Below are 11485 nucleotides of genomic sequence, written 5' to 3'. Positions count from 1 at the left end.
GGCGGCTCGGCCGCGGCGGCATGGGCACGGTCTGGGTGGCCCGGGACGACAAGCTCGCCCGCCGGGTCGCGGTCAAGGAGCTGAGCGTCGCGGGCCTGCCCGAGGAGGACCTCGCCGCCGTCCGCGCGCGGATGGAGCAGGAGGCCCGCGCGGCCGCGATGCTCAAGCACCCCGGTGTGATCACCGTGTACGACGTGCTGGAGGAGGCCGGCCGGCCGTGGATCGTCATGGAGCTGATCGACGGCCGCTCGCTCGCCGAGGTCGTCGCCGAGGAGGGCACCCTGCTGCCCAAGGACGCCGCCCGGATCGGCGAGCAGGTGCTCGCCGCCCTCGACGAGGCGCACCGGAACGGCGTGCTGCACCGCGACGTCAAGCCCGCCAACATCCTGCTGGAGCGCGGCGGACGGGCCGTCCTCACCGACTTCGGCATCGCCGTGCTGGCCGGCGCCCCCGGCCTGACCCGCACCGGCGACATCGTCGGCTCGCCCGACTACGTGGCCCCGGAGCGGGTCACCGGCCACCGGCCCGGCCCCGAGTCGGACCTCTGGTCGCTCGGCGCGACGCTGTACGCGGCGGTCGAGGGTCAGTCCCCGTTCCACCGGACGACCACCATGAGCACCCTGCAGGCGGTGGTCGCCGACCCGCTGCCGGAGCCGCGCAACGCAGGCCCGCTGGCGCCCGTCCTGGAGGCGCTGCTGCGCAAGGACCCGGCCGAGCGGCCCACCGCCCCCGAGGCCCTGGCGATGCTGCACGAGCTCGCGGGAGGCCGGCCGCGGGCCGTGCAGGCGCCCACCGAGCGGGCCACTCCCGTCCTCGGCGTGCCCACCGTGGCGACGCCGCCGACGCCCGTCCCCGCCCCGGCAGCGCTGTCCGCGGCCGCCCCGCCGCCGGGGGAGCCGACGGCCGCGGAACCGCCGCAGGAGCCCGCCGACGGGGCCGGGCCGGCGCGCGGCCGACGCCGGGCCTGGCTGATCGCCGCGGGCGTGCTGGTGGCGGCGGCACTGGCCGGCGGCGTGGCCTTCGCCCTGCTCGGCGGCTCGGACGAGCCCAACACCTCCTCGGCCGCCGGTTCCCCGACCACGGCCGCCCCCACCGCGACGCCGACGCCCACCCCGACCCCGACCCCCACGCCCAGCCCGACGCCCACCCCCACGCCGACGCCCACGCCGAGTCCGACACCCAGCCCGACGCCCACCCCCACGCCCACGCCGGCCGGCACCCCGGCCCCGGCAGGCTTCCGGTGGAGCGACGACCCGGCGGGATTCCGGGTGGCCGTGCCGCAGGGCTGGACCCGCAGCGAGTCGGGCGGCCAGATCGACTACTCCCCGGACGGCGGCCTGCACCTGCTGCGCTTCGGCGTCGCACCGGGTGCCGCCCAGTCACCCGAGGCGCACTTCCTGGAGCTGGAGCAGACCGTCTCCGCCCAGCCCGACTACACCCGGGTCGTCCTGCAGCCGAACGTCTACCAGGGCCGCGAGGGCGCGCTCTGGGAGTTCACCTCCACCGACCAGCAGGGCAACCCGCGGCACGCGATCGACCAGGCGTTCATCGCCCCGGACGGCACCGAGTACGCGATCTACGCGGCCTCGCCCGAGGAGGACTGGACGGTCGCCCGGCAGCAGTTCTCCACCGTCCTGAACACCTTCACCGTGACGTGAACGACGTGACGTGAACGACGTGGCGTGAACGACGTGGCGTGAACGACGTGGCGTGAACCGGACGGCGTGAGCCGGGAACGCCGGAGGGCCGGCCACCCCCTGCGGGGCGGCCGGCCCTCCGGACCGGATCCAGCGGATCAGGCGTCGCCGCCGGCCGCACCCGGGTCGGCCGAGGCCACGTCGAGCAGCTGGTAGCGGTCGATCGCGGACTTCAGCACGCTGCGCTCGACCTTGCCCTGCTTGGCGAGCTCGGTGAGCACCGCGAGGACGACCGACTGCGCGTCGATGTGGAAGAAGCGACGGGCCGCACCGCGGGTGTCGGCGAAGCCGAAGCCGTCCGCACCCAGCGACTGCCAGGTGCCCGGCACCCAGCGGGAGATCTGGTCCGGCACCGCGCGCATCCAGTCGGACACCGCGACGAACGGGCCCTCGGCGCCCTGGAGCTTGGCGGTCACGTACGGGACGCGCTGCGGCTCCTCCGGGTGGAGCAGGTTGAACTCCTCCACCTCGACGGCGTCGCGGCGCAGCTCGTTCCACGAGGTCGCGGACCACACGTCGGCCTTGACGTTCCACTCCTCGGCGAGGATGCGCTGGGCCTCCAGGGCCCACGGCACTGCCACGCCGGAGGCGAGGATCTGCGCCGGGATCGCGCCGGCCTCGCCGCCCTTGAGCCGGTACAGGCCCTTGAGGATGCCGTCGGTGTCGACGCCCTCCGGCTCCGCCGGCATCTTGATGGGCTCGTTGTAGACGGTGAGGTAGTAGAAGACGTCCTCGCCGGTCGGGAACTCCGCGCTGGAGCCGTACATGCGGCGCAGACCGTCCTGCACGATGTGGGCGATCTCGTAGCCGTACGCCGGGTCGTACGCGACGACAGCGGGGTTGGTCGAGGCCAGCAGGTGCGAGTGGCCGTCGGCGTGCTGCAGGCCCTCGCCGGTCAGCGTGGTGCGGCCGGCGGTGGCGCCGAGCACGAAGCCGCGGGCCAGCTGGTCGGCCATCTGCCAGAACTGGTCGCCGGTGCGCTGGAACCCGAACATCGAGTAGAAGACGTACACCGGGATCAGCGGCTCGCCGTGCGTCGCGTAGGACGAGCCGGCGGCGATCAGCGAGGCGGTGCAGCCCGCCTCGGAGATGCCGTCGTGCAGCATCTGGCCGGTCGGGGACTCCTTGTACGCCAGCAGCAGCTCGCGGTCGACCGACTCGTAGGTCTGGCCGAGCGGGTTGTAGATCTTGGCGGACGGGAAGAGCGAGTCCATGCCGAAGGTGCGGTACTCGTCCGGCGCGATCGGCACGAAGCGGTTGCCGATGCCCTTGTCCCGCATGAGGTCCTTGAGCAGCCGGACGAACGCCATGGTGGTGGCGATGGTCTGGTTGCCGGAGCCCTTCTTGACCGCCTTGTACGCGTCGTCGCCGGGCAGCTCCAGCTTGCGCGGGCGCACCTTGCGGGTCGGCACGTAGCCGCCGAGCTCGCGCCGGCGGTCGTGCATGTACTGGATCTCCTCCGAGTCGCGACCCGGGTGGTAGTAGGGCGCGTAGCCCTCGTCCAGCTGCTTGTCGGTGATCGGCAGGTGCAGGCGGTCGCGGAAGCGCTTCAGGTCCTCGACCGTCAGCTTCTTCATCTGGTGCGTCGCGTTGCGGCCCTCGAAGTTCGGGCCGAGCGTCCAGCCCTTGACCGTCTGGGCGAGGATGACCGTCGGCTGGCCCTTGTGCTCGCGGGCGGCCTTGAACGCGGCGTAGACCTTGCGGTGGTCGTGGCCGCCGCGGCCCAGGTGCTGGATCTCGTGGTCGGACATGTTCTCGACCATGGCGCGCAGGCGCAGGTCGCCGCCGAAGAAGTGCTCGCGGATGTACGCGCCGGTCTCGGTGGCGTACGTCTGGAACTGGCCGTCCACCGTGGTGTTCAGCTTGTTCACCAGGACGCCGTCGCGGTCCTGCGCGAGCAGCGGGTCCCAGCTGCGGTCCCAGACCAGCTTGATCACGTTCCAGCCGGCGCCGCGGAACTGCGACTCCAGCTCCTGGATGATCTTGCCGTTGCCGCGGACCGGGCCGTCGAGGCGCTGCAGGTTGCAGTTGACCACGAAGGTCAGGTTGTCCAGGCCCTCGCGCGCGGCGAGCGACAGCTGGCCGAGCGACTCGGGCTCGTCCATCTCGCCGTCGCCGAGGAAGGCGTAGACGTGGCTGTCGGAGGTGTCCTTGATGCCGCGGTGCTCCAGGTACCGGTTCATCCGGGCCTGGTAGATCGCGCCGAGCGGGCCGAGGCCCATCGACACGGTCGGGAACTCCCAGAAGTCCGGCATCAGCCGCGGGTGCGGGTAGCTGGAGAGGCCGTAGGGGGCCTTCGACTTCTCCTGGCGGAACGCGTCGAGTTGCTGCTCGGTGAGTCGGTCCAGCAGGAACGCGCGGGCGTAGATGCCGGGGGAGGCGTGACCCTGGAAGAAGATCTGGTCGCCGGACTCGCCCTCGGCGTCCTTGCCGCGGAAGAAGTAGTTGAAGCCCACGTCGTACAGGGACGCGGAGGAGGCGAAGGTGGCGATGTGGCCGCCGACGCCGATGCCCGGGCGCTGCGCCCGGGAGACCATCACGGCCGCGTTCCAGCGGGTCGCGTTGAGGATCTTGCGCTCGATCTCCTCGTTGCCGGGGAAGAACGGCTCGTCCTTGGTCGCGATGGTGTTGACGTAGTCCGTGCTGCGCATCTCGGGCACGGCGACACGCTTCTCGCGGGCGCGCTCGATCAGGCGGAGCATCAGGTAGCGGGCGCGCTCACGCCCCCGCTCGTCGATGGCCGCGTCGAGCGACTCCAGCCATTCCGCGGTCTCCTCGGGATCGAAGTCCGGGACCTGACTCGGAAGGCCGCCAATGATGATCGGGTTGCGATCGGATCCGGAAGCCACGCTGTTCCTTCACTGTCGGTCGAAACTGAGGTGTGTCGCGCCGCCTCCATCGTGTACCGCGACTCGGAGATCCGTCATCTCTACCGATCGGTAACCGTTCCGCCTGGTGGGCGGGCCGGTCGGGGGGTGGTGCGGGGGGCGTCGTCGCCCGTCCTGCGCACCCCCGGTTGTGGTGTTACGAAGAGGTGGTCCGACCTGGGTCCCTCCCGCCCGGAAGGGCGGTCGGGCTGAGGGCCAACAGGAGACTCTACGCCCGCCGGAGCGGTGACCCCGAATGCCGTTCGCATCTCGGGCACGTGTGCGGCCGGTGCTGGACCTGGGCCAGGGGTCGAAGCATGATTGGTCGGGGCAGAAAAGGGCAAACGGGTGTGATTCCCAACACATCACTCGGCGTGTCCCCCTTCCCCACGTCAACCTTTGGGTGGGATCGGGTGTCGGGTACTTGCGCGAACCGCCGCGCACGTGTGGACTACGCCCACAGCCTCGGCATGGACGCCGAGCCGAATACTGGAGGTTATTCCCGTGAGCGCGACCGCGGACCCCGCGGACAAGTCCAACCCGGCAGCTCGTCTCGGCTTCGAAGAGGGCCAGATCATCCAGGAGCTCGGGTACGACGAAGACAGTGACCAGGAGCTCCGCGAGGGCATCGAGTCCATCACTGGCAGCGATCTCGTCGACGAGGACTACGACGACGTCGCCGACGGCGTCCTGCTGTGGCACCGCGAGGAGGACGGGGATCTCACCGACGCCCTCGTCGACGCGCTGGAGTACCTCGCCGAAGGCGGTCTGATCTGGCTGCTGACGCCCAAGACCGGCCGTGACGGCCACGTCGAGGCGCACGAGATCGCCGACGCCGCCAAGACGGCCGGCCTGTCGCAGACCAGCTCGGTCGCGATCGCCAAGGACTGGGCCGGCACCCGCCTGGCCACCCCGAAGGCCGCACGCTCCGGGAAGCGCTGACCTACGGAACGACCGTCGAGGGCCCCGCTGGAGCATCCTCCAGCGGGGCCCTTCGGCATGCCCCGCCATGTTGTGGCTGCCGCCGGTGCGGATGTTCACCGAGGGCGAAACCATGGGGCCGGGCCTCCGCCCATCTCACCCGAACGGCCGAAACCACCCGGACGGATGCGAGGATGCCCCTGTCCCGAGGCCGCGCTCCGCGGCCGCGGCACCACGACGAGGAAGGTCCCATCCATGGCCATCGAGGTCGGCACCCAGGCTCCGGACTTCGAGCTCAAGAACCAGCACGGCGAGCTCGTGAAGCTCTCCGACTTCCGGGGCGAGAAGAACGTCGTCCTGGTCTTCTACCCGTTCGCCTTCACCGGTGTCTGCACCGGCGAGGTGTGCGCGATCCAGAAGGAGCTGCCGCGCCTGCAGAACGACGACGTCCAGGTGCTGGCGGTCTCCAACGACTCGCCGTTCACGCTGCGCGTCTTCGCCGACCAGGAGGGGCTGGACTACCCGCTGCTGTCCGACTTCTGGCCGCACGGCGAGGTCTCCCGCGCCTACGGCGTCTTCGCCGAGGACAAGGGCTGCGCGGTCCGCGGCACCTTCGTGATCGACAAGGCCGGCGCCGTCCGCTGGTCCGTGGTCAACGGGCTGCCGGACGCCCGCGACGAGCAGGAGTACCTGGCTGCCCTCGGCGCGCTCTGATCGTCGGGGGCGCCCCGCCCGGGCCCGGCGCGTTCGGACGGTTGTCCGACGCGCCGGGTTTTCCTGGCGGACCGGTGGGGAACCCGGCACTACGATCGGGCCGTTGGCAGGACGGGTGCCCCGCACGGGGTGGCCCGGACCCGCACCACCGGGGGCACCAGCACGTGCCTCCCGCACCTTTGGAGGACTAGTGGGTGTCAGCCTGAGCAAGGGCGGCAACGTCTCCCTCACCAAGGAGGCCCCTGGCCTGGCGGCCGTGATCGTCGGCCTCGGCTGGGACGTCCGCACCACCACCGGCACCGATTTCGACCTGGACGCCAGCGCCCTGCTCTGCACCGACCAGGGCAAGGTCCGCTCCGACGCCGACTTCGTCTTCTTCAACAACCTCACCAGCCAGGACGGCTCGGTCGAGCACACCGGCGACAACCTCACCGGCGAGGGCGAGGGCGACGACGAGCAGATCAAGGTCAACCTCGCCGGCGTTCCGGCCGAGGTCGCCAAGATCGTCTTCCCGGTGTCGATCTACGACGCCGAGAACCGCCAGCAGAACTTCGGCCAGGTGCGCAACGCCTTCATCCGCGTGCTCAACCAGGCCGGCGGCGCCGAGATCGCCCGGTACGACCTCTCCGAGGACGCCTCCACCGAGACGGCGATGGTCTTCGGCGAGCTCTACCGCAACGGCGCGGAGTGGAAGTTCCGCGCCATCGGCCAGGGCTACGCCTCCGGCCTGCGCGGCATCGCGCAGGACTTCGGCGTGAACGTCTGACCGGGGCGGCTGCATACTCTTGGCCGGGGCCGGTACGGGTGCATTCCCGTACCGGCCCCGGCCGCTGCGTGTCCGCGGCGGTGCGGGCAGGTAGTTCAGGAAGTTCAGGCCGGTGTGCGGGATCGCGCGACGGTGCGGGGGCGTAGATCTGGGGTACGTCCCGTCGTGCCGGTCGCAGGCCCGAGCCGGCCCGGCAGAGAGGCCCCGGGGACGGGGGGACTGGGAGGAAATCCAGATGAGTGTCACGCTGGCCAAGGGCGGCAACGTCTCGCTGACCAAGGCCGCGCCCAACCTGACGCAGGTGCAGATCGGGCTGGGCTGGGACGCCCGTTCGACCACCGGCGCGCCGTTCGACCTGGACGCCAGTGCGCTGCTCTGCGGCGGCGGCCGGGTGCTCGGCGACGAGTACTTCGTCTTCTACAACAACCTGCGCAGCCCCGAGGGGTCGGTCGAGCACCAGGGCGACAACCTCACCGGCGACGGCGACGGGGACGACGAGGTCGTTCAGGTCAACCTCGACCTGGTGCCCGTCCAGGTCGACAAGGTCGTCTTCGCGGTGTCGATCTACGACGCCGAGGCCCGGATCCAGAACTTCGGGCAGGTGTCCAACGCCTACATCCGCGTGGTCAACCTGACGGACGGGCGCGAGATCGCCCGATACGACCTCACCGAGGACGCGTCCACGGAGACCGCGATGATCTTCGGCGAGCTCTACCGCTACCAGGGCGAGTGGAAGTTCCGCGCCGTCGGCCAGGGCTACGCCTCGGGCCTGCGCGGCATCGCCCTGGATTTCGGCGTAAACGTCCAGTAAAGTCCGCCGCCGAAAACACGCCCGTGGACATGAAATCGAAAGGTAACTGACCCCGTGTTCCTCCGCACATTCGGATGGTCCTTCGCCATCACGATCGTCGGCCTCATCGCAGCCGGCCTGATCTGGGGGGCCGAAGGGTTCGGCGTCGTGCTGATCCTCTCGATCCTCGAGATCTCCCTCTCGTTCGACAATGCCGTCGTCAACGCCACCGTCCTGAAGCGGATGAACGCCTTCTGGCAGAAGATCTTCCTGACGGTCGGCGTCCTGATCGCCGTCTTCGGCATGCGCCTGATCTTCCCGCTGCTGGTGGTCGGCCTGACGGCCCACCTCGCGCCGGGCACGGTCATCGAGCTGGCCCTGGACTCCACCAAGACCTACAACGGCCAGACCTACGCCGACTACCTCGAGGCGGCCAACCCGGCCATCGCGGCCTTCGGCGGCATCTTCCTGCTGATGATCTTCCTCGACTTCATCTTCGAGGAGAAGGACTTCAACTGGCTGCGCTGGCTGGAGAAGCCGCTCGAGAAGATCGGCAAGCTGGACGCCCTCTCCTCGGTCATCGCGCTGGTCGTGCTGGCCGTGTCCGCCCGCCTCTTCGCCGCCGAGCACGCCGAGACGGTGCTGCTGGCCGGCCTGATGGGCCTCGCCACCTACCTCGCCGTCAACGGCCTCTCGGGCGTCTTCGAGTCCGGCCTGGAGGCGCAGGAGGAGGCCGAGGAGGAGGCCGAGAAGACCGGCAAGTCGATCGTCCAGGTCGGCGGCAAGGCCGCGTTCTTCCTCTTCCTCTACCTGGAGGTCCTGGACGCGTCGTTCTCCTTCGACGGCGTGGTCGGCGCCTTCGCCATCTCCCAGGACATCTTCATGATCACCCTGGGTCTGGGCATCGGCGCCATGTACATCCGCTCGCTCACCGTCTTCCTGGTCCGCAAGGGCACCCTGGACGACTACGTGTACCTGGAGCACGGCGCCCACTACGCGATCGGCGCGCTGGCGCTGATCCTGCTGGCCTCGATCGAGTACCACATCCCGGAGCTGGTCACCGGCCTGATCGGCGTCGGCTTCATCGGTGCGGCGCTCGCCTCCTCGGTGGTCCGCAACCGGCGCGAGCAGGCGCTGGAGACCTCCGAACCGGAGACGACCTCGGTCTGATCCGGGCGCGGTCACGGCGAAGGGCCCCGCACACCTCGGTGTGCGGGGCCCTTCGTGTCGCCGGTGCGTCGCCGGGGTCAGCCGAGCTGCTGCTCGATCGCGCGGAGCTTGCGCTCCAGCGAGTCCAGCTTCGGCATCGACAGGGTGTCCTCGTCCAGCGTCAGGTCGATGCTGGAGGAGCTGCCGACGGCGGCGCGGGGGCGCCGGCCGGCGGTGAGGGCGGCGGGCTCCAGCGCGGAGGGGCCGACCTTGGCCATCGGGTCCTCGTCGGCTAGAGCAGGCTCCGTAGCGGAGGACTCGCCCGCACCGGCCGCGGTCAGCGCCGGCACCTCGCGGCCGCCGCGCGCCCGGGAGAGCACCCCGCCCTGCGAGCGGGCGATCGCCTTCAGCTCGGCGCGCTCGCGGCGGTCCGCCGAGCGGGCCCGCAGCTTCGCCTCCTGCTTGGCCTGCCGCTCCTCGCGGACCTCGTCGACCGCCTCGTCCAGGCTGCGCACGTTCTCCAGCAGCATCAGCGACCACGCCGCGTAGGTCTCGCGGGGCGCCCGCAGCCAGCGGACGATGCGGATCTGCGGCAGCGGCCGCGGGATCAGGCCCTGCTCGCGCAGCGCCGCCCGGCGGGTCTGCTTCAGCGCCCGGTCGAACAGCACCGCGGCCGAGATCGACATGCCGGCGAAGAACTGCGGGGCGCCGTCGTGGGCACCGCCGCGCGGGGCGTGCACCCAGTTGAACCAGGCCGAGGCCACCGCGAACAGCCAGACCAGCAGGCGCGAGCCGAGCGCCGCGTCACCGTGGCTGGCCTCGCGCACGGCGAGCACCGAACAGAACATCGCGGCACCGTCGAGGCCGAACGGGACGAGGTACTCCCAGCCGCCGGACAGACCCAGGTTCTCCTGGCCGAAGCCGACCAGGCCGTGGAAGGAGAGCGCGGCCGCGACACCGGCGCAGCAGAACAGCAGCACGTAGGAGGCGCCGCCGTAGACCGCCTCCTTGCGGCGGCGGCGCTCCTCGCTGCGCTCCCAGGAGTCGGTGTTCTCGTCGGTCTTGTTGTTCTTGACGCGCAGCACGGCCACCAGGACGGCGGTGAACAGCAGGGCTGCGCCGCCGATGACGGCCCATACCAGCTGTATGGAGGAGAGGTTCATCGTGGGTCGGGCCTCGAATTTCCGCAGGACAGGGGGATGGAACGCGGTCGGGCACAGGAGGCGGCCCGGGCGGGTCGGGATCCTGACGGGGCGTCGTGGACGCCGCCGCACGGGACGTCGGGGACTCCTGTGCGGCACCGACGATATCGCGTCCAACGGCCCGGCATGGTACGGGAGGCGGCGATCGGCCGCCAGGCGGAGGACTGACGGTGGCTCATCGTCGTCGGTGGGGTATGGCTCTGATGGGACGATACGAGCACGGTGCACGACGGAGGGCGATCACCGGCCGGACGGCCGGGAGAGGGGGAGGGCGGACGCCATGGTCTCGGTCTGGGAGTTCCTCAAGGGGGACCGCAGGGGAGTGGACTCCGGGGGGCAGTTCAAGGTCACGCTGACCAAGTCCCAACCGCAGCACGCGCTGACCGGTGCGGCGGCGACCACCGGGTATCTGTACGTCAACCTGCACTGGACCACCCGTTCGGCGGATCGTCCGTCCGGGGGTGGCGGTCTGCGCAACCTGTTCGACCTGCGGAACCTGCGTCCGATGGCGCCGCAGTCGCTGGACCGGGCGCCGGTCAGCGTCGACCTGGACCTGGCCTGCATGTACGAGCTGGCCGACGGCAGCCGCGGGGTCGTCCAGCCGCTGGGCGGCTACTTCGGCGACCTCAACCGGCCGCCGTACATCAAGCTGAGCGGCGACGACGTCTACGGCGCCCCGTCCGGCGAGACGATGTACGTCAACCTGGAGAAGAAGGACCAGTTCCGGCGGCTGCTGATCTTCGTCTACATCTACGACGACACGCCCGCGTTCGGCCACACCCACGCCACCGTGACGATCGTGCCGCAGACCGGTCCGCGGATCGAGATCAAGCTGGACGAGCGGGCGCCGGCCGCGCGCTCCTGCGCGGTGGTGCTGATCGAGAACTCCGGCGACGGCCAGCTCACCGTCCGCCGCGAGGTGCGCTACGTGCACGGGTTCCAGTCGGATCTGGACCGGCTGTACGGCTTCGGCATGCAGTGGCAGCGCGGCTACAAGGGCCCGGCCGGGCCGGCGGCCTGATCCGGCCGGACGTTTCCGGGGGCGCGCCGTGCGGACGGCGCGCCCCGGCGGTCAGCGCGGCTGGAACTGCGGGCCCTGCGGCGGCAGCGCGAAGCCGGGCGCACCCGTCGGCTGCTGGGCGGCCTGCTGGGCCTGCGGCTGGGGCTGCGGGGCGGGCTGCTGCTGCGGGTACCCGTAGCCGGGCGCCGGCTGCTGCTGTTGCGGGTAGCCGTACCCCGGCTGCTGCTGGGGGTAGCCGTAGCCACCGGGCTGGGGCGACTGCTGGGGCTGCTGCTGGGGCTGCTGGGGCGGGTAGCCGTACCCGCCGGCCTGCGCGGCGGACGGCTGCGGGTAGCCGTACCCGGCGGGCGCCGGGGCC

Annotated in this window: 10 protein-coding genes; 7 read left to right on the top strand and 3 right to left on the bottom strand. The window is 71.1% G+C overall.

The features are described from left to right. A partial coding sequence (locus tag ABZ641_RS15290; protein WP_359982131.1) for a serine/threonine-protein kinase occupies positions 1 to 1658 on the top strand: 1658 nt, incomplete at its 5' end. A 137-nt stretch (positions 1659 to 1795) separates the two neighbouring features. Here the strand turns inward: ABZ641_RS15290 and aceE are convergent. Next, positions 1796 to 4546, bottom strand: coding sequence for a pyruvate dehydrogenase (acetyl-transferring), homodimeric type (aceE, locus tag ABZ641_RS15285; RefSeq protein ID WP_344622688.1), 2751 nt, complete (start codon positions 4544 to 4546; stop codon positions 1796 to 1798). A gap of 522 nt (positions 4547 to 5068) precedes the next feature. On the opposite strand from aceE, the gene ABZ641_RS15280 reads away from it, so the two are divergent. From ABZ641_RS15280 to ABZ641_RS15260, 5 genes are all read left to right on the top strand, one after another. Continuing rightward, positions 5069 to 5506: a DUF3052 domain-containing protein gene (locus ABZ641_RS15280; RefSeq protein ID WP_030267527.1), complete on the top strand. Its 438-nt coding sequence runs from the start codon at positions 5069 to 5071 to the stop codon at positions 5504 to 5506. Between the two features lie 234 nt (positions 5507 to 5740). After that, positions 5741 to 6199, top strand: coding sequence for a peroxiredoxin (locus ABZ641_RS15275; protein WP_030267523.1), 459 nt, complete (start codon positions 5741 to 5743; stop codon positions 6197 to 6199). Positions 6200 to 6389: 190 nt separating this feature from the next. Then, positions 6390 to 6965, top strand: coding sequence for a TerD family protein (locus tag ABZ641_RS15270; RefSeq protein WP_344622689.1), 576 nt, complete (start codon positions 6390 to 6392; stop codon positions 6963 to 6965). Between the two features lie 235 nt (positions 6966 to 7200). Then, a complete protein-coding gene (locus ABZ641_RS15265; RefSeq protein WP_344622690.1) occupies positions 7201 to 7776 on the top strand; it encodes a TerD family protein in 576 nt (191 codons plus the stop codon). Between the two features lie 54 nt (positions 7777 to 7830). Further along, the gene (locus ABZ641_RS15260; protein WP_344622691.1) at positions 7831 to 8925 is read left to right on the top strand and encodes a DUF475 domain-containing protein; all 1095 of its coding nucleotides are present in this window, start codon (positions 7831 to 7833) and stop codon (positions 8923 to 8925) included. Between the two features lie 77 nt (positions 8926 to 9002). Here the strand turns inward: ABZ641_RS15260 and ABZ641_RS15255 are convergent, their stop codons facing one another. Further along, positions 9003 to 10067, bottom strand: coding sequence for a DUF2637 domain-containing protein (locus ABZ641_RS15255; RefSeq protein ID WP_344622692.1), 1065 nt, complete (start codon positions 10065 to 10067; stop codon positions 9003 to 9005). Between the two features lie 319 nt (positions 10068 to 10386). On the opposite strand from ABZ641_RS15255, the gene ABZ641_RS15250 reads away from it, so the two are divergent. Next, positions 10387 to 11127: a Tellurium resistance gene (locus ABZ641_RS15250; RefSeq protein ID WP_344622693.1), complete on the top strand. Its 741-nt coding sequence runs from the start codon at positions 10387 to 10389 to the stop codon at positions 11125 to 11127. Between the two features lie 51 nt (positions 11128 to 11178). Here ABZ641_RS15250 and ABZ641_RS15245 read toward each other — a convergent pair. Beyond that, positions 11179 to 11485, bottom strand: a 307-nt coding sequence (locus ABZ641_RS15245) for a hypothetical protein (RefSeq protein WP_359982126.1), incomplete at its 5' end; no start/stop codon positions are given.

This window comes from Kitasatospora sp. NPDC007106, from assembly GCF_040634455.1.
In the GTDB taxonomy this organism is placed as follows: domain Bacteria; phylum Actinomycetota; class Actinomycetes; order Streptomycetales; family Streptomycetaceae; genus Kitasatospora; species Kitasatospora arboriphila.
Note: the sequence above shows the minus strand (reverse complement) of the source record. Positions and strands in the feature narration are given on the sequence as shown.